Raw genomic sequence first — 22,865 nt, 5'->3', positions numbered from 1 at the left:
CACTCCGGCGAGAGCGCGGAGCGGTAGTGACCGAGCAGGGATGCGAGCCCGGCGCCCTCGGCGCGCACCGACTCCTCGGCCGCCGGCCGCGCCTCGGCGCTCTGCAGGGCCAGGAACATGGGGATGCCCTCGCGTTCGAGGGCACGTTCGCCGGCGTCGGCCAGCACCCGGCGCGGGTCGGCGACCGGTTCGGGACCGGTGGGGGCGGAGGGCATGGGCGAGCCTTTCTCGACGGGCCCGGCGGGGGCCGGGGACGCGGGTGCGAGGAGACGTAGTTGGGCGGCGGCCGCTTCGGACGCGGCCTCGCGGCCGGCGGCCAGGTAACGGCGGGGATCGACGCGGTCGGTGGCGGCGAGCGCCTCCCGGACGGCGGCGGTGAACGCGGTGTTGAGATGCGTACCGAAGTTGATCTTCCGCATGCCGTTGCGCACGGCCTCGCGGAGTTCGGCCTCGGGCACGCCCGACGACCCGTGCAGCACCAGGGGGACGTCCACCGCGTCCCGCAGCCGGGCTATCAGCTCCTGGTCGAGGCGGGCGGTGCGGGTGGTCATGGCGTGCGAACTGCCGACCGCGACGGCCAGCGCGTCCACGCCGGTGGCGGCCACGAAGGCGGCGGCCTCGGCCGGATCGGTACGGGCGGTGGCGGCGTGCACACCGTCCTTGCCGCCGATCTCGCCCAGCTCGGCCTCCACCCACACGCCCCGGGCGTGCAGGCGTGCGGTCACCTCGGTGGTGACCCGCACGTTCTCGTCGTGCGGGAGCCGGGAGGCGTCGAACATCACCGACGTGCACCCGAGGTCCGGGGCCGCGAAGGCCAGTTCGGCGTCCTCGATGTGGTCGAGGTGCAGGGACAGGGGGACACGGCAGCGCCGGGCCACCGCGGCGCAGGCGGCGACGATCACCGCCGGGTCGTCACCGTGGTAACGCACCGCGTTGTGGCTGACGGCGAGGATGGCGGGCAGGCCGGTGCGCTCGCAGGCGGCGGCGATCGCCTGGGCGTGCTCCAGCGTGATCACGTTGAAGGCCAGGGCCGCCGTGTCGGAACGGATCGCCAGGTCGACGACGTGGGAGGTGGCTGTCAGAGGCATGGCTTTGGCTTCTCTTCGGTCTCTTGCAGGGGGCGGACCGCGGACGGCCGTCGGTGGTCAGGCGTGCAGGACGCGTCCGCCGCCGGCCGCGAGGGCGGCGGGCACGGGGTGCTGGGGCGGGGCGTCGGTGACCAGCGTGCCGACCCGCGCCAGCGGGGCCAGCCGGACCGGCCCCCGGCGGCCGAGCTTCGACTCGTCGGCGAGGACCACGATGTCGTGCCCGGCGCCCAGCAGCGCCCGGTCCGTCTGCGCCTCGTCGACATGCGCACCGGTCAGACCCGCCTCGGCGTGCAGGCCGTACGCGCTGCTGAACACCTGGTCGATCTGCAACTCGCTCAGCGCCAGCTCCGCCAGGTGACCGAGGAGGGACTGCTCGCGGTGGCGCAGGACACCGCCGAGGACGATCACGTCGGTCGACGAACTGGCGGAGAGTATCTGGGCGATGGGCAGGGCATTGGTGACGACGGTCAGCCCCCGGCGCTCGGTGAGCCGGCCGGCCAGCGCCTCGGTCGTGGTCCCGCCGCTGATCAGGATGGTGCTGCGGTCCTGGATCAGCGACAGCGCGGTGTCCGCGATACGCCGCTTCTGCTCGGGCTGTTCGGCCGCGCGGACCGGCTGGTCGGGCTCCACGGAGTCCGCGAGGGCGGTGGCCCCGCCGTGCACCCGGCGCAGCAGCCCCTGGAGTTCCAGGTCCCGCAGGTCCCGCCGGACGGTCGAGGGGCTGATGCGCAGCAGCCGGGACAGCTCGACGACGTTCACCGCGCCCCGGCTGCGCAGCCGATCCAGGACGGCGTGATGACGCTGGGGGGCGAGGAGGAAGTCAGTAGCCACGGCCGCGGTCCACCAGGTTGAGCAGGTCCGAACCGGCCAGGTGCCGCTCGATGTTCTCGCCGACCAGCCGCAGCACCTGCTCCTCGTAGTCCGGCGCGAAGCCCGCCACGTGCGGGGTCAGCAGGACTCCCGGCTCGGTCCACCAGGGGCTGTCCGCGCCGAGCGGCTCCTCGTCGAAGACGTCGAGCGCGGCACCGGACACGTGCCCCGAGCGCAGCGCCCCCAGCAGCGCCTCCTCGTCCACGATGCCGCCGCGCGCCACGTTGACGACCATCGCGCCCTCCTTGAGCGCGGCCAGGGCTGCGGCGTCGACCATGTCGGCGGTCTCCTCGGTCAGCGGGCAGGTGACCACGAGGTAGTCGCAGCGCGCGAGGAAGTCGTGCAGCCGGTCGGGCGTGTAGATCTCGGCGTCGGCCTCGTCGCGGGCGGCGGCCCCGAAGAACGCGCCCGCCCGGGCGGCCTTCCCGCGCTTGAGTCCGAGGACCTCCATGTGGTGCGCGCGGGCGAGCCGGCCGATCTCCTGCCCGATCCGCCCGTACCCGATGACGCCGAGGGTGGCGCCGCGCAGGGAGCGCGGCATCAGGGTGTTCCACCGCTCGCTCAGGGACGGCCAGACCCCGGACCGCTGGACGGCCACCGCACGCGGCAGGCGGTGCGCGAGACCGAGGACCATCATCATCACGTACTCGGCCATCGGCACCGGTGAGATGCCGCCGATCGAGGTGATGGGGACCGGCAGCTCCCAGGCGGGCGTGCCCTTGAGGTGGTCCGCGCCCGAGGTGTCCAGCTGGATCCACTCCAGCGCCGGTGCCTGGCCGGGGCCGGGGAAGACCCCGCCGGTGTGCAGAACGCGGGTGCGCCGCCACACCTCGTCGGGGACGTCGGCGGCCTTCTCCGCCGTGATCTGGGTGATCTCCAGTCCCGGCACCCGCTCCCGCAGGCGGTCCAGCCAGGCGTCGGAGAAGGACAGGGTGCTGAGGTAGTGGACGGGGGCGGGGGAGTGGGCGGGGGTGCCGGCAGAGGTCATTACTTGATTCCCGATCGTGCGAAACCCTGGACGAAGTACTTCTGGAAGCACAGGAAGATGACGACCATGGGCAGGACGGACAGCAGCGCGAGCGCCATGATCGCGCCGTAGTTGGCGGTGTACTCGCCGTTCACGAACTGCATGCCGACGGAGAGCGTGTAGAGCCGCGAGTCCTTGAGGACGGTCAGCGGCCAGGCGAAGTCGTTCCACTGGTACAGGAACGTCAGCAGCGACAGCACGGCGACGAGTGGCTTGCACAGGGGCAGCACCACGGTCACGAAGGTGCGTATCTGGCCGGCGCCGTCCATGCGGGCGGCCTCGATGATCTCGTCGGGGATGCCCAGCATGAACTGGCGGGCGAGGAAGATGCCGAAGGCGGTGGAGGAGGCGGGCAGGATGACGGCCCAGAAGCTGCCGAACAGGCCCATGCCGCTGACGAGTTTGAACTGCGGCACCATCAGGACCTGCACGGGCACCGTCATGGTGCTCAGCAGCAGCAAGAAGACCAGGCTGCGGCCCCGGAAGCGCATCTTGGCGAAGACGTAGCCGGCCAGCAGGTTGACGGTGACGGTGACCGCGACCACGCAGCACGTGATCACCGTGGAGTTCATCGCCCAGGTCCACACCGGGAAGGCGAAGACGGTGCGGAAGTTCTCCAGGGTGAGGTCGCTCGGCCACCAGTGGAGGCTGGTGGTGTGCAGGTCGGACAGCGGCGAGAAGGCGGTCAGCAGCATCCAGTACAGCGGGAGCGCCATGGCCAGCCCCGCGAGCGCCGCCGCCGCGACCCGCAGGTACTTCAGGCGCTTGGCGCGCCGCTGCCGGGCGCCCGGGCGGGTGTCCGGACCGGGGAGTTGCGTCGAGATGGTGGACATCGGGGGTCCTTCGGGACGGGACGGAGGAACGGGGAGCCGGGGAGGGGTCAGCCGACCGTGTCCCGGTTGCGGCTGAAGCGCCACTGGAGGGCGGTGAAGGCCATGACCAGCAGGTAGAGCACGATGCCGATCGCCGCCGCGTAGCCCTGCTGGCGTCCTTCGAAGCCGTTGCGGTACGCGTACGTGATCATGACGTCGGTGGCGTGGCCCGGTCCGCCCAGCGTCATCACGAAGACGGTGTCGAAGACCTGGAACGAGTAGATGACGTTCATGATCAGCAGGAAGAACGTGGACGGCCCGAGCATCGGCACGGTGATGTTGCGTACCTGCTGCCACCAGCCCGCGCCCTCCACCCGCGCCGCCTCGTACAGCTCGGGCGAGATGCCCTGGAGTCCGGCCAGGTAGATGACCATGTTGAAGCCGACCCGCATCCACAGCGTGATCAGGACGACCGACCCCATGGCCGCGGTACCGTCGGTCTGCCACGGCAGCGCGTCGATCCCCACCGTGCCGATCAGCTTGTTCAGCAGGCCGATGTTCTCGTCGAACATCAGGGTGCCGATCAGCGCCGTGGCGACACCGGAGATGACCATCGGCAGGTAGACGAGGGTGCGCCACAGCGGCCGGGCCGGCATCACCGAGTTGAACAGCAGCGCCAGACCGAGGCCCATCGCCATCTCGACCGGGACCGTCGCCACGCAGAACACGGCGGTGTTCGCCACGGTCCGCCAGAAGACGGGGTCCTCCACGAGCTGCCGGTAGTTGGCGAGACCGGCCCAGGTCGGCGAGGTCAGCCCGGTGCTGTACTGGAAGCTCAGCACCAGGGCCATGACCAGGGGCACCAGGAGGAAGACGGTGACCAGGGTCAGGTTGGGGGCGAGCATCGTCCAGGCGGCGACGGTCTCGCGCATCCGGGCGGATGACCCGCTCCGGCGCCGGCCCGGGGGCGGGGCGGGTTTCGCGGGCGGTGACGTGCGGGCGGGTGAGGTGACGGTGGCCATGGCAGCTCCGTGGCGGGAGGAAGAAGAGGAGGAGTTCACTGGGCGGCGATGGCCGCGCGGGTGGCGTCGGCGATCTTCTGGAGGGTCGCCTCGGCGGACTGGCCGCTGACGAAGGCGGCCTCCAGCTCGTCCTGGAGCGCGGCGTTGATCCGTCCGAAGTAGGGCACGGCGACCTCGCCGGTCATGGCCGGGGTCAGCGTCGTGGCCTGGTCGGCGAAGACGGGCATCAGGTCGGGCCGTTCCGCGTAGTCCAGGCGGCTCTGGAGCAGGGCCGGCCGGGTGGGCAGGACCACGGTCTCCTCGCAGTAGCGCCGCATGATCTCCTCGCTCACCAGGAACTTGAGGAAGTCGGCGGCCAGTTCGGGGTTCTCGGTGGTGCGGGTGGCCACCACGGCGTTGCCACCGAGGTCGGTGGCCGCCATCCGGTCGCGCGGCTGGTACGTGACGCCGTACAGGTCCGGGTCGAGGCCGCCCGCGACGATCTGCGGCAGCAGGAAGTCACCGGCGAAGGCCATCGCCGTGGTACCGGCGTTGAAGAGGGAGTCCGGGTAGGACGCCGTCTTGACCGAGCTGTTGGGCGGGACCCAGCCCTGGCGGAAGAAGTCCTGGGTGAAGCGCATGGCCCGCAGCCCGGCGGCCGATTCGAGGGCCGGAGCGCTCAGATCGCGGGTGAGCAGATGACCGCCCGCCTCCCACAGCCAGGTGAGCCAGCGGAACGCGCCCGCCTGCTGCCACCCGTAGGTGAAGGGGTAGACGTGATCGAGCTTCTTGCTCAGTCTTGCGCATATCTCGCCGAACTCGTCCCAGGTCCAGGCGTCTTCGAGTCGCGCGGGCACCTCGGTGATGCCCGCGCGCTCGAACATGTCCTTGCGGTAGAGGACGGCGGTGGTGTCGGTGTGGTGCGGGACCGCGTACGGGCGGCCGTCGTGGCAGACCGCCTCCCACAGCGCGGGCAGGAACGACTTGCGCTCCGCCTCGCTGAAGTACGGGGACAGGTCGAGGAGTTGGTCGCTCGCGCTGTACATGCCGAGGTTGGCGTAGTCGCAGCGGAACAGGTCGGGGGCGCGGCCGCCCGCGAGCAGGGCGTCCATGTTGGTGTACATCTGCTGGTACGGCTCGACCTTGATCTGCACCCGGATGCCCCGGTTGCGCTGTTCATAGGTCCGGGCCAGTGACCGGAAGGACGCGGTCTCCGCCTCGGTTCCCCAGAGCGCGAAGGTCAGCGTGTCCGGTCCCGCGCTGCCGGTGTTGGAGGGCGTGAAGCCCGAGCGACGCGCAAAACCGACCGCTCCGGCTCCGGCCACGGCTGCGCCGAGCAGCGCGCGCCTGGTGACGGACATGCGGCAACCTCCAGGTGTCAAGGGCGGGTTCCGGCCTGTTCCGCAGCCGGCGATGACTGCTTTCTATCCCCCTCACCAAGAGCAGTCAATAACAAGCAAGTCATGCTTTCTTTTGCTCATTTCCCCTTGACGCTGTGCGGGGGACCGCTTAGCGTCGGCGCATCCCCCGAGTGATGAGCGACGAGACGAGGTAGGGCATGCCGGTCATCCAGGTCACCGCTCCCAGCGCGGGTCCCGATCGGGACGCGGCGCGGCTGACCGCCCTGTGCCGGGCCGTGGCGGCGGAGCTGGGTCTGCCGGACTCGGGTGTGGTGGCCGTACTGGCACCGGCGGCCGTCACGGTCACCGGGGAGGCGTCCGTCGCCGCCTGGCCGCTCGCCGTCGTGCACGGCTCGGAGCGCCCGGCAGCGGCCACGGACGCCGCGCTGCGGGCGCTGGGCCGGACGCTGGCCAGGGAGTGGGACGTGCCGCACGACGGGGTCTGGACGGAGTGGAGCGCCGGACGGCTGGTGCCGGGCGCCGAGACCGCGCGCGGCTGAGGCGGCGGACCGAGGGCCGCCCGGCCGAGCGGGTCAGACCCGGACCACGTCCACGCCGGCGGCGGCCAGCGCGGCCACCTCCGCCTCGGGTGCCGAGCCGTCGGTGATCACCCGGTGCAGACGGGCGGACGACGCCACCCGCACCGGCCCGGAGCGCCCGAACTTGGAACCGTCCACCAGGACGGTCACCCGCTGCACCTTCGACAGCAGCCAGCGGTCGGTCTCGGCCTCGTCCACGTGCGCGCCGCTGATCCCGGCCGCGTTGATGCCGTACGCGCCGACGTACGCCTCGTCGATGTGCAGTTCCTCCAGCGCCTGCCGGGTCAGGTGCCCCAGCAGGGACATCTCGCGGTGCCTCAGGTAGCCGCCGAGCACGACCGTCGTGACCGACTCGTGGTGCGCGAGTTCGCCCGCGAGGTGGAGCGAGTTGGTCACCACCGTCAACTCCGGTATCCCGCCGAGCAGCGGGGCGAGTGCCGCCGTCGTGGTGCCGCCGGTGATCAGGACGGTGGCGCCGGGCCGGAGATAGCGGACGGCCGCCTCGGCCAGCTGCCGCTTCTCCCACGGGGCCACGTCGCTGCGGGCGGGACGGTCGGGCTCCTCGCCCGACTGCTGGGCGACGGCGCCGCCGTGGGTGCGGTTGAGCAGCCCCTGGTCCTGGAGGTGGGAGAGGTCGCGCCGGATGGTGGACGGGCTGACACCCAGCCGCTCGGCCAGCAGGCCCACCTGTGCCACGCCGGCCTCGCCCACCATCTCCAGCAGCCTGTTGCGGCGTTCGGCGCCCAGCATGCGGTTCCCTCGTCCCTCGTTCCCAGGCCGTGGCGTGTACGGCGTTGTCGTGCAGGAAACCTTACGCGGACGGACGCGTCGACCAGGGGCGTACCCGTCCGAGGACCGCGTCGCCGGACGGGACGGCGTCCAGGGCGCCCAGCGCGGCCTCGGAGATCTCCTCGGCCGTGTGCCACCGCGAGCCCTCCGGCCGGGTCCGCCAGCCCAGGACGAGCAGTCGGCAGCCGGGGGCCGGCCGCGCCCCGGGGGGAAGGAGTGCCGGGCTCCACGGGCCGGCGTCGCCCTCCTCGCCGTGCGGTTCCGCGTGCGCGCTGGTCAGCAGCAGGACCACGGGGCGTCCCGGCGGCACGGCCTCGGTCAGGGTGCGCACGGTGGCCGGGGTGGCGAGGGGACAGTAGAGCAGGGCGCCGGTGAACGGCCTGTCCCGCGCGGCCCGCGACAGCGCCTCGCGCAGTCCGGGTGCCTCGAAGTCCCGGGCCAGCGGCCGTGCTCCGCCGCCCGTGTCGCGCTCCAGGTCCCGAAGGGCGGTGGCGTTCCTGGCCAGCGCCGTGACGGTGGCGCCCCGCGCGGTCGCGGCGCGGACCGCGGGGAGCAGCGCGCCCGTCGCTCCCACGACCAGCAGGTGCGGGGTGGCGCCGGGCCCTTCGGTGCCGCCGTTGCCGTTGCCGTTGTCATCGGAGTTGGAGTCCATGAGCGCTCAGTCTTGGCCGTACACCCTGCTGACGCAAGCCATACTGCGCATTTTTGCTTGCCTGTGCTCATTGACGCGCGTTCCGGGGTGTGCGACGGTGCCGACGTGGTGCGGGCGGTCAGCCGGCCAGGCGCCCCCGCCACCAGATCCCTACGGCCGGCCGCGACGAGGACGCCCCATGGCAGCTGCCCCTTCCCCCTCCCTCACCAGTGCACCCCCGCCCCGGTCGCGCGGCGGCGTCGGCCTCGCCCAGGGCCGCTATGGCGAGCGCGGCAACCTGGAGCTCGTGCTCTGCGACGAGGACGACGGCCTGTGGGTGCTGTGGCACAACACCGACCCCGAAGGCACCGGGACCCCCGAGGGCGCGCCGCCCCCCGGCGAGTGGAGCGGCGGCCTGCACTTCGCCGCCGGGCGGCGCTACGACGACATACGCGTCCTGCAGAGCCGCAACGGTCCCGATCACCTGGAGGTCCTGGCCCGCTCCGGCGACGCGGCGCACCGCCTGCGCTGGAGCCCTGAGGCCGCGTTCACGGCCGAGGAACCGCCCCCGGCCCGCCCCTTCCCGGCGCTCGCGCTCGCCGAGACCGCCGACGGCGCGCTGTGGACCGTACTGTCCCCGGACCCCGGCACCGCGCCGGGCCGCCTGTACCGGGCCGACCCTGCGGACTACCCCGACCTGGTCTGGGCCCCCGCCGCGCCACCCGCGCTCACCGGCCCGGACGGTCGGCCCCCGCACACGGTGACCCTGGTGGCCGCCCCGGACGCCACCCGCCCCGCCGTCCTGACCCTCTCCCGCGCGAGCAGCCACTGGACGGGCGCCGACGGCGTCGTGTGCACCCTGCCGGGCGCCGAGCACGCCGCCGCGGTGCACGGCGCCGGCGGCCCGCTGGTGTTCCTGTCGGACGGCGGGGCGGACCTCGTCGCCGTACGCCCCGGCACCGACCGCCGCCGGAGCCTCACCCTCCCCGGCGCCGGCGCCGTCACCGCGCTGGCGACCACGCCGGTCCGGCACGACCCCGGGCGCACCGACCTGGTCGTCCGCCGCGGTGACACCCTCTGGCACCTGACCGACCACGGCCCGGGCACGGAACCGGTCACCCGCTCCCTGCTCAGCACGGTCCGCCGCGCGGACGGCCGTACGCGGCCGGTGCACCGGCGCTGACGGCTCCGGTACGGCGAAAGACGACAGCCCGGGCGGGTGCCCGGGCTGCCGTGTGGTCGTGAGTCGGGTCAGACGGTGACCGCGCCGTCCGACGCGGAGCCCACCGTGGCGACGTACTTGCTGAAGACACCGCGTTCCGCGAGGCGCTCCGGGCGGGTCCAGGCGGCGCGGCGGCGTTCGAGTTCCTCGTCGTCGACGAGCAGGTCGAGGGTCTCGGCGGCCGAGTCGACGGCCACGGTGTCGCCGTCCCGTACCAGGGCGATGGGGCCGCCCCGGTACGCCTCGGGGGCGACGTGGCCGATGACCAGGCCGTGCGAGACGCCGCTGAAACGGCCGTCCGTGACGAGCGCGACCGAGTCGCCGAGACCCTGGCCCACCAGCGCGCCGGTGATGGACAGCATCTCCCGCATGCCCGGGCCCCCGGCCGGCCCCTCGTACCGGACGACGACCACGTCGCCGGCGCCCACGTGCCCGCCCTGGATCGCCTCGAAGCACTCCTCCTCCGAGTCGAAGACCCGCGCCGGGCCCTCGCGCCGGAAGTCGGCCCGGCCGCCCAGCTTGAGCACGCACCCGTCGGGCGCGAGCGAACCGTGCAGCACGGCGAGCGCGCCCGGCCCCTTCACCGGCTCGGCGACGCTCGCCACCACGTCCTGGCCCGGCGCCTCCCGGGCGTCGGCGGCGACGTCGGCGAAGGAGCGGCCGTCGACCAGGGTCACGTTCTCGCGCAGCAGCCCCGCGTCGCGCAGCCGGGACGCCACCAGCGAGGTGCCGCCCGCCCGCCACAGGTCGACCGCGGTGTGCGGCCCGGAGGGCTTGAGGCCGGTGACGATGGGGACCTGGCGGCAGATCGCGCCGATCTCGTCGATCGCCAGGTCGAGACCCGCCTCGCGGGCCACCGCCAGCAGGTGGAGCACCGCGTTGGTGGAGCCGCCCATCGAGGCGACCGACACGACGGCGTTGTACAGGGCGTCCCGCGTCAGGATGTCCGACGGGCGCACGTCCCGGGCGAAGACGTCCAGGGCGACCTCGCCCACGCGCTCGGCGGCCGCCTGCTTCTCGGCGGCGACCGCGGGGATGTCACCGACGCCGAAGGGCGCCAGGCCCATGAAGTCGGCGACCGCGCCCATGGTGTTGGCGGTGTACTGCGCCGCACAGGTCCCCGCCCCGGGGCAGGCGTTGCGGGCCAGGTCGTCCACGTCCTCCTGGCCGAGCCGGCCGACCGCGCGCTCGCCGAGGGCCTCCCACATGTCCTGGATCGTCACGTCGCGGTCGCGCCAGCGGCCCGGCATCATGCTGCCGCTGTAGAGGAGCACGGCGGGGATGTCCAGGCGGGCCATCGCCATCATGGCCGCGGGCACCGTCTTGTCGCAGCCGACGATGCAGACCAGGGCGTCGAAGGCGTGCGCGCGGCCCATCAGCTCGATGGAGTCCGCGATGACCTCCCGGCTGACCAGCGACGCCCGCATGCCCGGCGTGCCCATGGTCAGGTTGTCGGACACGGCGACGGTGTTGAACTCCATCGGCGTGCCGCCCGCCCTGCGCACACCGGTGGCCACGTGCCGGGCGAGGTCGCGGTGGGTGAGGTTGCAGGGCATCGTGCCCGTCCACGTGGACGCGATGCCCACCGTGGGCCTGCGCATGTCGTCGTCGGTCAGGCCCATGGCGTACAGGTGCGAGCGGGCCGGCGCGCGGTCGGGGTCGTCGGCGATGTTCATCGCGGTCCTCCTGCTGGTGGCGGGACGGTGGGAAGAGGGAGGGGCGGCGTCAGCCGGTGAGGCGCACCGTGTTGCGGAGCCGGCCGACGTGCTCCACCTCGACCTCCACGACGTCACCGTCCCCGAGCCACAGCTGCGGGGTACGGCCCATGCCGACCCCGTGCGGCGTGCCGGTGGCGATGACGTCGCCCGGGTGGAGCGTCATGTAGCGGGAGAGGTACTCGATGGTCTCGGCGACCCCGAAGATCATCTCCTTGGTGGAGCTGTCCTGGACGGTGGCGCCGTTGACCTTGGCGGAGATCGCCAGGGCCTGCGGGTCGGGGATGTCGTCGGCGCTGACCAGCCACGGCCCGAGCGGGCAGAAGTCGTCGAAGTTCTTGCCCCGGAACCACTGCCCGTCCGAGAACTGGGCGTCACGCGCCGACACGTCGTTGGCGACGGTGTAGCCGAAGACGTGCTCCATGGCCCGCTCGGCGGTCACGTCGCGGGCGGTCCGCCCGATGACGACGGCCAGCTCGGCCTCCCAGTCCAGTTGCTCGCTCGCCCCCCGGGGCACGCGCACGTCCGCCGTCGGTCCGGTGAGGCAGTGGGCGGTCTTCACGAAGGCGAGGGGGACCTTCGGGGTCTCCAGACCGGTCTCGCGGATGTGGTCGGCGTAGTTGAGGCCGATGCAGACGATCTTCTGCGGGGCGGCGAGCGGGCTCAGCACCTCGACGTCGGCGAGCGGCACGCCCGGCACGTCCGCGGAGAGCACGTCGTGGGCGGTGCCGTCGGCGATCAGGTCGCGGACGGCGTCGGCCATGAAGCGGTCGTCCTCCGCGACGACCGGGTGGACGGTGTCGCCCTCGACGCGGGCGGCGAACACCCGGCCCTGGTGGCGGATACGGCTGATCTTCACTTGGTCTCCAAGGGGTACGGGGGACCCGCGGTGCGGGTCGGTCAGGCGAACCGGGGCAGGAAGGCCCGCTGGGCGTCGAGCAGCGCGTCGGTGAGGGCGACGGCCGCGTCCGGGTCGGTGACCGCGCCGTCGGCGATCATCGCCTCGACCACCAGGCCGCGGTCGCCCTTCATCGCGGCCTCCGTCGCCAGTTCGACCGAGGTCAGACGGCGGGCCAGGATCGAGGTGAGCGGCGCCGAGAGGTCGGGGACCGAGACGGGGCGCAGCCCGCGCGCGGTGGCGACCGCCGGGACCTCCAGCGCCGCCTCGTCGGGCAGCCCGGGCACCGAGCCGCGGTTGGGCACGTTGACGGAGAACATCTCGCGCCGGTCGAAGGTGATCGACCGGATGATCGCGATGAGCTGCTCCTGCTCACCGGTGGAGTTCTCGAAGGAGGCGGCGTCCAGCGGGGCGTCGTCCTCGGCCTGGGCGCGCATGCCCTGGTAGCGGTCCTCGCCCCACTGGAGGATCTCCGGCACGGAGAACGCGTCGACGCCCAGCTTCTTGCCGTAGTAGTCGCCGCCGGCCCAGCGCTCGGGGAAGAACTCCAGCACGTGCCGGTCGTTGGCGGCCGGGTAGGCGCCGTAGCGGCGGAAGATCTCCCAGGAGAACGGGTTGTGCCACGCCTTGCCGTTCTCCCAGATGGCGCCGATGTCCGCCGGGTCGGCCGGCTCGGCCAGCTCCCGCTCCATCCGCGCCCGCACGCCGGGCCAGGCGTCCTTGCCGTTGTGCCGGAAGTCGTAGATGAAGGTGAGGTGGTTGATGCCCGCGTACAGCGTCGAGGTCTCCTCGAAGGGCAGCCCCGCGAACGCGGCCAGCTCCCGCTGCACGTGGTGCATCCCGTGGCACAGGCCCACCGGCGCGGCACCCGCGTAGCGGGTCATGGCCTGGACGTTCGCCGTCATCGGGTTGCTGTAGTTGAAGAAGAAGGCGTCCGGCGCGAGGTCGGCGATGTCGCGGGCGACGTCCACCATCACCGGGACCGTGCGCAGCAGACGCGAGATGCCGCCGGGCATCACCGAGTCGCCGACCGGCTGGTAGACGCCGTGCTCCTGGCAGATCTCGTGGTCCCGCTGCCACGCGGGGCGACCGCCCACGCCGACACAGGTCACCACGTAGTCCGCGCCCGGCAGTTCGGTGCGCCGGTCGGCCGAGGCACGGACGGTGATCCGGTTCCCGGCTTCCCGCGCCTCGACCATGCGCCGGGCGAGCCGCGCGGCCACGGCCAGCGCCTCCTCGTTGACGTCGACCAGGCGGATCTCCCAGGACCCGAGGTCGTCCGCGGTGATCAGGTCGGCGAGCAGTCCGCGGGTGAACACGGCGCTGCCCGCGCCGATCAGGACGAGCACGCGGGTGTCGGACATCAGGGGTTCCTTTCAGCGGGACCGCCCGGTGGTGGGGCGGGGCGAGGGCGTCTTGGCGGCGCTACGGCGCCGGGGGGCCTTGCGAGGACGGCAGCGCGGCGCGGGCCGTGTCGTCCAGCGGGGTGCCGGCCAGTGACGCGGCGTGGAGGGCGGCGCCGACCACGGGTTCGTACAAGGGAGGACGCAGGTCGAAGCGCGCGTCCAGACGGATCAGTTCGGCGCGGAACGCATCGGCCACCGGCCGGGCCCCGAAGACCCCGCCCGAGTACGACACGGGGACCGGGTCGGTCGTGGGGAAGCCGAGCCGTTCCCGGGCCGCGTCCGCGAGCAGCGCCAGCTCCCGCCCGGCCCGGGCGAGGATCGCCCCGGCGGCGGAGTCGCCCAGCTCGGCGGCCTCGGCGACCGGGCGGCTGAGGGCGGCGACACCGTCCCGGCCGAGCCCGCCGTACAACACCCGGCCCACCACGTCGAGGTCCGAGCCGAGGTCCAGCGCGCGGCGCAGTACGTCGGCCAGCGGGCCGGGCGCGAGCCGGCCGTCGCTCATGCGGGTGAAGGCGTTCAGTCCCCGCACCGCGATCCAGTGGGCCGAGCCCTCGTCGCCGAACAGCTCGCCCCAGCCCCCGGTGCGCGCGGTCCGCCCCGCCCGTTCGCCGTAGGCCATCGACCCGGTGCCGCTGATCACGTTGATCCCGGCGGCCAGTCCGAGGGAGCCGGCCCAGGCGCAGACCATGTCGTTGCCGACGCCGTACCGGTCGTGGCCCAGCAGGCGGGCGGGCAGGGCGTCGAGAGCCGCCGTCAGCGAGGGCGACTCCCCGTGCGCGGGCAGCCCGAAGAAGGCGTGGGTCACGTCCGCGGGGGCGACGCCCGACTCGGCGCACACCCGGGCCACGCCCTCGGCGAGCACCGGGTACGTGCCGAACGACCCGTCGTCGCCGGCCTCGTCGGAGGGAGAGGTGCCGGGACCCGTCACCCGGGCACGGACCGTGCCCGAGGCGTCCGCGAGACAGAAGGCGGTCTTGGTGCCCCCGCCGTCCACACCGAGGAACACGGCGTCGGGCGCGGGGTGCCGGGCGTCCTGCACGGGCTTCACGGAGGCCATGCGGCTGTCCTCTCCGGAATCGGGCGAACGCGGTCAGCGTCCGGGCAGCGGGTACACGGTGACGCCCTGCACGACGCGGTTGACCTCGCCGTCGGGGAAGGGGTTGTCGGGCCGGATGCCGCGGCCCAGGGAGGCGTTCAGCGCCACCCGCTGCGCGCACACCACGGCGGGCAGCGCGAGCGCCGCGTCGTCGGCGTCCGCCATCCCCGGCAGCAGCCAGGTGCCGTCGTCCACGGTGAGGCCCTCGGCGCGGCCCGCCACGGCGACCACGCGCCCCGGCGGCAGGGCGGCCCGCATCTCCGCGAGGATGTCCAGGTCGTACCGGCGGGTGTACGGGTCGTTGGAGACGTAGACGACGACCGAGGTGCGGTCAGTGAGGAAGGCCTTGGGCCCGTGCCGGAACCCGAGCGAGGAGTCCGCCCAGGACACCACCGCGCCACCGGTCAGCTCCAGGAGCTTGAGCGCGGACTCCCCGGCCAGCGCCTTGAGCGCGCCGCTGCCCAGGTACACCACCCGGTCCGGGGCGTCGGCGGTGAAGGCGTCGATGCGGGCGCCGAGCGCGTCGCCGACGACGGCCCGCGCCGCCTGGGCGAGCGGGTCCACGCCGCCCTCGGGGCGCCGCCCGAGGACCAGCAGGACGGCCAGCAGCATGCAGCTCAGGCTGGAGGTCATCGCGAAGCCGCGGTCCTCGGCCTCCGGGGGCATCAGCAGCACGTGCGAGTCGGACCGGTCCTGGTGCAGCCGCGCGAGGTCGCCCTCGGCGTTGCAGGTCACGATCAGGTGGGCGCAGGTGCCGAGCAGGGCGGAGGCGGCGGCCGTCGCCGCGGTGCTCTCCGGGCTGTTGCCGGACCGCGCGAAGGAGACCAGCAGGGTGGGCAGGTCCTCCCCGAGGCAGCCGTGCGGGTCGGCGACGATGTCGGTCGTCGCGACCGCGTCCACGCGCCGCCCGGTGTGCGCGGCCAGCGCCGCGCGCAGGATCTCCCCGGCGTAGGCGGAGGTGCCGGCGCCGGTCAGCACGATGCGCAGCCGGGGGTCGGCGAGCAGCGGTGCGAGGAAGGCGTCCAGCCGCGGCCGGTCGTCCGCGACGATCCGGTCGACCCGCTGCCACAGCTCGGGCTGCTGGGCGATCTCCCGGTGGGTGTGCTCCGCACCGGCCGGGGCGGCGGGGGCGGGGCTGAGGGGGGCGGTCACGCGGACTCCTTGATCAGGGGGGTGCAGGCCCGGTCGTAGTCGCGCAGGACGTCACGGACCCGGTCGATGGTCAGTTCGCGCGGGGTGGGGGCGAGTTCGCCCGCGCGGACCCGCCGGTACTGCTCGGGCAGGTGGGCGGAGAGGAGGGGCAGCGGGACGCCGGCGGCGTCGAGGTTGCCGAAGAGCGTGGACTGGGCCGCCGTGATCTCGGAATCCGCCCAGTAGTACCGGATCCGGTCGCTGTAGCTGTAGCGGCGGGCGAGGTAGCGCTCGCGCGTGTCGCCCTCGTAGTACCCCTGCCACCAGTCGGGCCGCTCCAGCATGCGGCGTTCGACGACGGCCGCCAGCCGGGACGCCCGGTCCGGGCCGACCAGCTCGTCCTCGATGGCCGCCAGCGCGAACAGCGCCTCGCGCAGGGCGAAGGTCAGGCCGGGGCCGACCTTGAGGACGGCCCAGTGGTCGGCCACCAGCTCGCCGAGTGCGGCGGCCGACTGGTAGTCGGTCGAGTGGGCCTCGAAGACCATGTCCGGCTCGCCGTCCAGGACCCGGCGCAGCCGGTCCGTCGCGGACCGCCGGTAGCCGAACACCCGGTGGTGGTCGAACTCCACGCCCGGCTGGACGACGAGCGCGAGCACCCGGGGCCAGACGCCGGACAGACCCGCCTCGGCGAAGGCGGCGCGGTGCCGCTCCAGCGTCGCCCCGGCGGCCGGCGCGGCGGTGGGCGGGACCTCGCGCAGTGACTCGTGCGCACCTCCGGGAACCGGCACCTCGGTGCCGATCACGTACCGGAGCCCGGCCGCCCGCGGCCCCGCCGTGCGCTCGGCCACGCGGATCAGCCGCACCGCGCGCCGGGCGACCAGGTCGTCGGTGAGCGGTACCGGATCACCGGCGCAGGAGAAGCTGCAGTCCAGGTGGATCTTGCTGAAGCCCGCCTCGACGTAGGCGGCGACCAGCACCTCCGCCTTGCGCATGGCCTCCTCCGGAGGGAGGGCACGCCAGCGGTTGGGGCCGAGGTGGTCACCGCCCAGCACGATCCGGTCCGCCGGCAGGCCGTGCTCCGCGGCGATCCGGTGGACCAGGTCGCGGAAGTCGGCCGGGCGCATGCCGGTGTAACCGCCGTCCTGGTCCACCTGGTTGGAGGTCGCCTCGACGAGCAGGGTGCGCCCGGTGGCCAGCGCCTGGCGGACCGCGGCCTCGATGACCAGGGGGTGGGCCGAGCAGACCGACGCGATCCCCACCGGGATCCCGGACTTCTGGTCTCGTACCAGTTGGTCCCACGGGCTCGGCATGGTGTCTCCGGTTCTGGTGCAGGTGAATGCGGGAAAGCGGCAGGTGGTACGGGGTGCGCTGGGAGGTCGGCCGGAAGGTCCCGGTCTGCCGCGACCATACTGGTATTAATACTGGCCGTCAATGAAGGGCGTCTGGTATTGTACTGGTATGCCTACTGAGTCGCCGCTCCCGCGCGGCCTTCTCGACGCCGACGCGCTGCCGCTGTACGCGCAGGTCGCCGCGCGCCTGATGGACGACATCACCGCCGGGGGCGCCCGGGCCGGCGACCGGCTCCCCTCGGAACGCGTGCTGGCCGAGCGGTACGCCGTCTCGCGCGTCACCATGCGCTCGGCGCTCGCGGACCTCGCCGACCGGGGCGTGATCGAGTCGTCCCCGGCCCGGGGCTGGTTCCTCACGAGCACCGGCACGAGCACGAGCACGGGTACCACTGCGGGCGCGAGTGCCGGCGGCGGGACGGCGGACGCCGGGCACACCCCCGCCACACCGCCGGGTACCGCACCCGGCGGCCGCTCCGTGCAGGGCTTCGCCGACCACGCGCTGCGCCACGGCCTCGCCGCCCGCACCCGGGTGCTGGCCTCCGCGGTGCGCCCGGCGAGGGTCCAGGAGGCCGAGGAACTGCGCATCGCCCCGGGCGCGCCCCTGTTCGAGATGCGGCGCCTGCGCTACCTCGACGACCTGGTGGTGGTCGTCGAGCACAACAGGCTGCCCCTCGCGCTGTGCCCGCGGCTCGCCGACACCGACTTCGGCACGGCCTCGCTGTACGCCACCCTGCGTACGGCCACCCCGGGGCAGTTCCCCCGCGTCGCCGACTACTCGGTCGAGGCCCGCCAGCCCACCCCGGAGGAGCGGGAACTGCTGGAGATCACGGACGTCACACCGGTCCTGGTCGCCACCCAACTGGCGTACAACCAGGACGCCCGCCCGCTGGAGCTGACGGTCGCCATCTACCGCGGTGACCGGTACCGCTTCCGGGCCTCGATCACCGACTGAGACCGCCCGTCGGGCCTGGTCCGTCGGCCACCGGGTACGAGGGCCACCGACACCCGGCGGCACCGAAGGAGGCGGCACATGACCCTGGAGCACCCGGCCGAACGCGGCGGCAGCAGGCGCGGCCCCTTCGAGCGGTTCGCCGAGCGGGCGTCCAACTTCACCAGCAGCCCGGCGTTCTTCGGGGTCTGCCTGCTGCTGGTCGGCATCGTCATAGGCGTGCACATCGCCAAGGCGCCGCTCACCTGGATGCTGCTCGCCGGCGAGTCCATGACCGCGGTCACGCTCCTGCTGCTGGCGCTGCTGAAGAACAGTGAACGCCGGGCCGAGCACGCCGTGCAGCGCAAGCTCGACGCCATCGCCGCCGCCCTGCTGGAGTCCCAGCAGGGCGACCCCGGCCCGGCCCAGCGCTCTCTGCGCACGGCCATCGGCATCGAGGAACAGACCTGAGCGAGCGTTCCTCCGTTACAAGCTGCGTAGCCCTGGTGGCAAGAAGGGAAAGGAGCTCCGCATGACGCCGAACCAGCCCACGACCGAACTCGACGCCCGCTACAGCTCCGCCCTCAACCCGCGCCCGGGCGCGGAGAACGTCACCGCCACGGACTGGGCCGAGGCCCAGCGCCGGATGCGCGCCGCCGAGGTCTTCTGGATCACCACGATCAGGCCGGACGGCCGCCTGCACGTCACACCGCTGATCGCCGCCTGGCACGACGGGGCACTGCACTTCAGCACCGGCTCGGGGGAGCAGAAGGCGAAGAACCTGGCCGCCAATCCCCACTGCGCACTGACCACGGGGCACAACTCGCTCTCCGAAGGCCTCGACATCGTGGTCGAGGGCACGGCGGAACGGGTGACGGATCCGGCGCGGCAGGACGAGGTCCTGGCAGCGTTCGAGGCGCAGTACGGGGACCACATCACCTCGCCCGAGGGCGTGTTCCACGGCTTCGGCGACAGCATCCGCGAGGGCGACGACCTGCTGTTCGCGGTGGCACCCGGCACGGCGTACGGCTTCGGACACGACGGCCAGGTGTTCAGCCACACCCGCTACACCTTCCAGCGGCCGTGATCAGGACTCCGTCGCCGCCGTCTCGATCGTGTGGGCGGGCATGGCGGTGGCGTTCAACGCGGCGTCGAGCGCCTGGGTGGGACCGGCCGGGGCGGTGACGGTGCGCCAGGCGATGAACACGTCTGGCCGGGTCAGGGCGGCCCCGGTGGATGCGAGGCCGCAGGCGGTACGGAAGGCGCTCGGCTCCTACCGGAGTCGCGTTGGTGCCGATTAGTACGCCATCCTCGGCGAGTGCGGCGTCGGCTGAACCGCACCGACGTGGCCGAGGCCGTCGCGGTCGTTCTCGCCGGTGATCGCGCCTTTGACGGCCCCGTCACCCTCACCGCGCCCACCGCCGTCACCTTCGACGACCTCGCCACGATCGCCTCAAACCTCACCGGCCGCACCGTCAAGCGCATCATCCTGGACGACGAGCAGTGGGTCGCCGCCCAGACCGCGGCCGGTGTCCCGGAGCAGGCGGCCCGGTTCATGCTCACCTGGTACCAGGCCGGCCGTGCCGGCTACTTCGCCGAGGCCGATCCGCTGCTGGCCCAGCTCCTCGGCCGGGCACCCCGCGGCGTTGCCGACCGGCTCGCAGCCGGCATCGCCACCCAGGAGCGTGGCCTGAGTGGTGAGGCGGATCCGGGGCGGGGTCCTTGGACGCCGGGTGATCCGGACCGACGGCAGCCGGGGCGGCGGCGCGCAGTGCCGCCTCGACGCGGCGGTTGCCGGTCATGGATGCCGTGACGGCTGTCATCGCCAGGAGGAGCAGGCCGGCCGCGTAGAGCGGGGTGCGGATGTCATAGGCGGTGGCCAGCCAGCCGCCGAGGAAGGCCCCGACGGGTGCGGCGCACATGGCCAGCATGCGGGAGGTGGAGGCCACCCGGCCCATGAGGCGGGCCGGGACGATCGCCTGCCGGAGGGAGGGCCCGAGCACCATCGTGGCGCCCATGCCGGCTCCGCAGACGGCGAGCGCAAGCCCGGCCACGTACGGGTTCGGGGCGGCCGCCAGGCCCAGGATGGCCAGCCCCTCGACGGCGGCCGTGCAGGTCAGTGCGGTGCCGGTGCCGAGTCGTCGGCCCAGGTGGGAGGCGATGGCCGCACCGAGCAGGCCGCCGGTGGCCTCCGCCGTGAGGAGCAGGCCGAAGCCGAAGGTGTCGATGCCGAGGCGCTCGTGCGCGAAGAGGGCGAGGACGGTCTCCACGGCGAGGAAGGCGACGTTCCCGACCGCCGGGCGGAGCGCGAGCCCGAGCAGCAGCCGGTCCCGGAAGACGTACGAGGCGCCGGCCCGTGCCTGCCGCAGCAGCGACTCGCGGACCTCCGGCGCGGGCCGGGGCATGGCCGGCAGCGTGCGTACGAGCAGTGCGGAGACCATGAACGACACCGCGTCGGCGAGCAGCGGCAACGCCCGCCCGAGCGCGAGCAGCGCACTGCCCGCGGGTGGGCCCGCGAAGCCGGACATGGCGGTCTGGGCGCCGCGCAGACGGGAGTTGGCGCGCTCCAGGAGCGCGGGGTCGCGGCGGAGCAGATCCGGCAGGTAGGCCGTGGCCGCCGTGTCGAAGAAGAGTCCGCCGAGCCCGAGCAGGAATGCGACGGCCGCGAGCAGCGGCACGCTCAGGACGTCGAGCACGGCCGCTGCCGCGGGTATCGCGAGCAGCACCGCACGTGCCGCGTCCGCGACCCACATGGTGCGCCGGCGGTCCCAGCGGTCCACCAGGGCGCCGCCGAGCACCCCGAAGAGCAGCCACGGCAGCGTTCCCGCGGCCGTGACGACGGCGAGCGCCATCGGTTCCCGCGTCAGCGTCAACGCGAGCAGCGGGAGCGCGGCATGCGACACCCCGTCGCCGAGCGAGGAGACCGTCTGCGCGGTCCACAGGCGTCCGAACCCGGTCGGCAGCTTCCTTGCCGCTGAGGTCACTCGGCCTCCCCCTCCGCCTGGTGGCGCGGCGCCGGCCGGAACAGCGCGAAGGCGAGCGACACGTCCGGCAGCGACGGATCGGACAATGCCTGGTACTCGTCCGCGAGAGCCTGCAACCGCGCCCCCAGCTGTGCGAACTGCTCCTCGGTGAGGCGCAGATGCGCCATCCGTACGTGCCGCTCGCCATCCGCCGGCGACGCCTCCAGATCGGCCACGGCGTGCCGCATCAGCACATCCGGCCCTCCCTCGCCGGGATCCGGCAGCACGATCGCCCCCGCGGCCATCGCGTAGTACCGCTCGGTGACCCCCCGCACCTTCCGCGTCCGCACCACCTTCACCAGACCGGCCCGCTCCAGCAGCCGCACGTGATAGCTGGAACTCCCCTTGGCGAGGCCGACCCGCTCGGCGATCTGCGTGATCGTCGCGGGCTCGAAGCGGAGCACGGCCATGATCCGGTGGCGCGTGAGATTGGAGACGGCGCGCAGCTGTTCTTCCGTGGTCACGTGAAGCGTCTCGGGAACGTCGTCGGCAGGCATGGGAGTAATGGTCAACGATTCTTGACCATTGAGCAAGGGGATGGCGCGAACCTCTCTGCCCGCTCCCGGGGACCGCCCGGTAAATCGCTGGTGGGCCTCGCGGGACGCCGCTAGAGTTCTGTTCGTTCCGGCGGCTGCTCTGCCGCCGCTGCCCGCTGTACGTGACCCGGGAGGTGTTGACCGATGGCTGTCGTTGCGAAGGGCGCTGCCCGCATCCAGGAATCCGTCAAGTCCACCCCCGTGGCCGCCGGCTGACACCACTTCCCGCAGTTCTCCCGGCCGGGGCCACCCCTCGAAGGGTCACCCCTTGTCTTCCCACGCTTCCACCCCGTCCACCTGCCACTCCTCCGCCCTGACCCCCTACGGCTGGGACGAGGACTGGGCCGACGCCTTCTCCCCGTACGCCGCCGAAGGGCTTCTGCCCGGCCGCGTCGTACGGGTCGACCGGGGCCAGTGCGACGTCGTCACCGCCGGCGGCACCGTGCGGGCCGACACCGCGTTCGTCACTCCGCACGACCCCCTGCGGGTCGTCTGCACCGGCGACTGGGTCGCCCTCGAGCCGGACGGCAACCCGCGCTACGTACGCACGTGTCTGCCGCGTCGTACCGCCTTCGTGCGCTCCACCTCCTCCAAGCGGTCCGAGGGGCAGATCCTCGCCGCCAACGTCGACCACGCCATCGTCGCCGTGTCGCTCGCGGCCGAGCTGGACCTCGCCCGGATCGAGCGGTTCCTCGCGCTCGCCTGGGAGTCCGGGGCGCAGCCCGTGGTCGTCCTCACCAAGGCCGACCTCGTGCCCGACCCGGTGACCCTCGCGCATCTCGTCCAGGACGTGGAGACCAGCGCGCCCGGCGTGCCGGTGCTCACCGTCAGCGCCGAGCAGGGCGAGGGGCTCGACGTGCTGGGCGCCGTCGTCGGCGGCGGCACGGCGGTGCTGCTCGGACAGTCCGGCGCCGGCAAGTCCACGCTCGCCAACGCCCTGCTCGGCGAGGACGTCATGGACGTCCAGCGGATCCGGGACGTCGACGGCAAGGGACGGCACACCACGACCACCCGCAACCTGCTCGTCCTGCCCGGCGGCGGCGTGCTGATCGACACCCCGGGGCTGCGCGGCGTCGGCCTGTGGGACGCGAGCAGCGGCGTCGGGCAGGTGTTCGCCGAGATCGAGGAGCTGGCCCGCGACTGCCGGTTCCACGACTGCGCCCACGAGCGCGAGCCGGGCTGCGCCGTCCTCGGCGCCCTCGACTCCGGCGAACTGCCCGAACGGCGGCTGGAGAGCTACCGCAAGCTGATGCGGGAGAACCAGCGCATCATCGCCAAGACCGACGCCAGGCTGCGGGCGGAGATGCGCAAGGAGTGGAAGCGCCGCGGCGCCATGGGCCGGGCGGCGATGGAGGCCAAGCGGGGCGGCGGCCCCCGGTAGCCACCCGCTCCGGCCACGCTCGG

General features: G+C 73.3%; 21 protein-coding genes and 2 pseudogenes. 7 read left to right on the top strand and 16 right to left on the bottom strand.

From position 1 onward, the window contains the following. Positions 1–263: 263 nt before the first annotated feature. The 6 genes and pseudogenes from ACGF3J_RS09635 to ACGF3J_RS09610 all read right to left on the bottom strand — a co-directional run. A pseudogene (locus ACGF3J_RS09635) lies at positions 264–1,088 on the bottom strand (class II fructose-bisphosphate aldolase); the annotation flags it as partial. Positions 1,089–1,145: 57 nt separating this feature from the next. Continuing rightward, positions 1,146–1,919, bottom strand: a complete 774-nt coding sequence (locus ACGF3J_RS09630) for a DeoR/GlpR family DNA-binding transcription regulator (RefSeq protein WP_161328685.1) — start codon at positions 1,917–1,919, stop codon at positions 1,146–1,148. Further along, a complete protein-coding gene (locus tag ACGF3J_RS09625) occupies positions 1,909–2,946 on the bottom strand; it encodes a D-2-hydroxyacid dehydrogenase (RefSeq protein ID WP_393853800.1) in 1,038 nt (345 codons plus the stop codon). The genes ACGF3J_RS09630 and ACGF3J_RS09625 overlap by 11 nt, the downstream gene beginning before the upstream one ends. Continuing rightward, positions 2,946–3,818 carry a carbohydrate ABC transporter permease gene (locus ACGF3J_RS09620; RefSeq protein ID WP_161328682.1) on the bottom strand — a complete coding sequence of 291 codons (873 nt, stop codon included), beginning with the start codon at positions 3,816–3,818 and terminating at the stop codon, positions 2,946–2,948. Before ACGF3J_RS09620 ends, ACGF3J_RS09625 begins: the two co-directional genes overlap by 1 nt. Before the next feature lie 47 nt (positions 3,819–3,865). Continuing rightward, positions 3,866–4,819 (bottom strand): carbohydrate ABC transporter permease, encoded by a 954-nt coding sequence (locus tag ACGF3J_RS09615; RefSeq protein WP_161328681.1) that lies wholly within the window; start codon positions 4,817–4,819, stop codon positions 3,866–3,868. A gap of 35 nt (positions 4,820–4,854) precedes the next feature. Continuing rightward, the gene (locus ACGF3J_RS09610) at positions 4,855–6,159 is read right to left on the bottom strand and encodes a sugar ABC transporter substrate-binding protein (protein WP_161328679.1); all 1,305 of its coding nucleotides are present in this window, start codon (positions 6,157–6,159) and stop codon (positions 4,855–4,857) included. A gap of 197 nt (positions 6,160–6,356) precedes the next feature. On the opposite strand from ACGF3J_RS09610, the gene ACGF3J_RS09605 reads away from it, so the two are divergent. After that, entirely contained in the window at positions 6,357–6,698 is a 342-nt protein-coding gene (locus ACGF3J_RS09605; RefSeq protein WP_393853799.1) for a hypothetical protein, read from the top strand. Positions 6,699–6,731: 33 nt separating this feature from the next. Here ACGF3J_RS09605 and ACGF3J_RS09600 read toward each other — a convergent pair whose 3' ends face one another. Continuing rightward, positions 6,732–7,487: a DeoR/GlpR family DNA-binding transcription regulator gene (locus ACGF3J_RS09600; protein WP_161330269.1), complete on the bottom strand. Its 756-nt coding sequence runs from the start codon at positions 7,485–7,487 to the stop codon at positions 6,732–6,734. Between the two features lie 61 nt (positions 7,488–7,548). Continuing rightward, positions 7,549–8,178 carry a hypothetical protein gene (locus ACGF3J_RS09595; RefSeq protein WP_393853798.1) on the bottom strand — a complete coding sequence of 210 codons (630 nt, stop codon included), beginning with the start codon at positions 8,176–8,178 and terminating at the stop codon, positions 7,549–7,551. 178 nt (positions 8,179–8,356) lie between these two features. On the opposite strand from ACGF3J_RS09595, the gene ACGF3J_RS09590 reads away from it, so the two are divergent. Further along, positions 8,357–9,340: a hypothetical protein gene (locus ACGF3J_RS09590; RefSeq protein WP_393853797.1), complete on the top strand. Its 984-nt coding sequence runs from the start codon at positions 8,357–8,359 to the stop codon at positions 9,338–9,340. A gap of 68 nt (positions 9,341–9,408) precedes the next feature. Here the strand turns inward: ACGF3J_RS09590 and ilvD are convergent, their stop codons facing one another. From ilvD to ACGF3J_RS09560, 6 genes are all read right to left on the bottom strand, one after another. After that, a complete protein-coding gene (gene ilvD / locus ACGF3J_RS09585; protein ID WP_393853796.1) occupies positions 9,409–11,055 on the bottom strand; it encodes a dihydroxy-acid dehydratase in 1,647 nt (548 codons plus the stop codon). Between the two features lie 49 nt (positions 11,056–11,104). Then, complete coding sequence (locus tag ACGF3J_RS09580) at positions 11,105–11,953, bottom strand: fumarylacetoacetate hydrolase family protein (RefSeq protein ID WP_393853795.1); 849 nt, start codon at positions 11,951–11,953, stop codon at positions 11,105–11,107. Between the two features lie 41 nt (positions 11,954–11,994). Beyond that, positions 11,995–13,356, bottom strand: coding sequence for a hypothetical protein (locus tag ACGF3J_RS09575; protein WP_393853794.1), 1,362 nt, complete (start codon positions 13,354–13,356; stop codon positions 11,995–11,997). A 61-nt stretch (positions 13,357–13,417) separates the two neighbouring features. After that, the gene (locus ACGF3J_RS09570) at positions 13,418–14,455 is read right to left on the bottom strand and encodes an N-acetylglucosamine kinase (protein ID WP_393853793.1); all 1,038 of its coding nucleotides are present in this window, start codon (positions 14,453–14,455) and stop codon (positions 13,418–13,420) included. Positions 14,456–14,488: 33 nt separating this feature from the next. After that, on the bottom strand, positions 14,489–15,646 hold the full coding sequence (locus tag ACGF3J_RS09565; RefSeq protein ID WP_161331294.1) for an SIS domain-containing protein: 1,158 nt from the start codon (positions 15,644–15,646) through the stop codon (positions 14,489–14,491). After that, positions 15,643–16,935: a D-tagatose-bisphosphate aldolase, class II, non-catalytic subunit gene (locus ACGF3J_RS09560; protein WP_393853792.1), complete on the bottom strand. Its 1,293-nt coding sequence runs from the start codon at positions 16,933–16,935 to the stop codon at positions 15,643–15,645. The genes ACGF3J_RS09565 and ACGF3J_RS09560 overlap by 4 nt, the downstream gene beginning before the upstream one ends. A gap of 148 nt (positions 16,936–17,083) precedes the next feature. Between ACGF3J_RS09560 and ACGF3J_RS09555 the strand changes: the two genes are divergently transcribed. From ACGF3J_RS09555 to ACGF3J_RS09540, 4 genes and pseudogenes are all read left to right on the top strand, one after another. Further along, positions 17,084–17,926: a GntR family transcriptional regulator gene (locus ACGF3J_RS09555; protein ID WP_393853791.1), complete on the top strand. Its 843-nt coding sequence runs from the start codon at positions 17,084–17,086 to the stop codon at positions 17,924–17,926. A 78-nt stretch (positions 17,927–18,004) separates the two neighbouring features. Then, a complete protein-coding gene (locus ACGF3J_RS09550; protein ID WP_122618204.1) occupies positions 18,005–18,373 on the top strand; it encodes a low affinity iron permease family protein in 369 nt (122 codons plus the stop codon). A gap of 61 nt (positions 18,374–18,434) precedes the next feature. After that, on the top strand, positions 18,435–18,989 hold the full coding sequence (locus ACGF3J_RS09545; protein WP_393853790.1) for a pyridoxamine 5'-phosphate oxidase family protein: 555 nt from the start codon (positions 18,435–18,437) through the stop codon (positions 18,987–18,989). 246 nt (positions 18,990–19,235) lie between these two features. Then, a pseudogene (locus ACGF3J_RS09540) lies at positions 19,236–19,577 on the top strand (SDR family NAD(P)-dependent oxidoreductase); the annotation flags it as partial. Here the strand turns inward: ACGF3J_RS09540 and ACGF3J_RS09535 are convergent. Together ACGF3J_RS09535 and ACGF3J_RS09530 are read right to left on the bottom strand one after the other, a co-directional pair. After that, on the bottom strand, positions 19,462–20,886 hold the full coding sequence (locus ACGF3J_RS09535) for an MFS transporter (protein WP_393853789.1): 1,425 nt from the start codon (positions 20,884–20,886) through the stop codon (positions 19,462–19,464). The pseudogene ACGF3J_RS09540 and the gene ACGF3J_RS09535 sit on opposite strands and share 116 nt — an antisense overlap. Continuing rightward, positions 20,883–21,422: a transcriptional regulator gene (locus ACGF3J_RS09530; RefSeq protein WP_161330029.1), complete on the bottom strand. Its 540-nt coding sequence runs from the start codon at positions 21,420–21,422 to the stop codon at positions 20,883–20,885. The genes ACGF3J_RS09535 and ACGF3J_RS09530 overlap by 4 nt, the downstream gene beginning before the upstream one ends. Positions 21,423–21,729: 307 nt before the next feature. Here ACGF3J_RS09530 and rsgA point away from each other — a divergent pair, with 307 nt between their 5' ends. Next, entirely contained in the window at positions 21,730–22,842 is a 1,113-nt protein-coding gene (gene rsgA / locus ACGF3J_RS09525; protein ID WP_393853788.1) for a ribosome small subunit-dependent GTPase A, read from the top strand. Positions 22,843–22,865: the final 23 nt, after the last annotated feature.

Origin of the sequence: Streptomyces sp. NPDC048171, assembly GCF_043202655.1 — a bacterium.
Classification (GTDB): domain Bacteria; phylum Actinomycetota; class Actinomycetes; order Streptomycetales; family Streptomycetaceae; genus Streptomyces.
The sequence above is the reverse complement of the archived record's forward strand: the minus strand, read 5'-3'. Positions and strand labels throughout refer to the sequence as shown.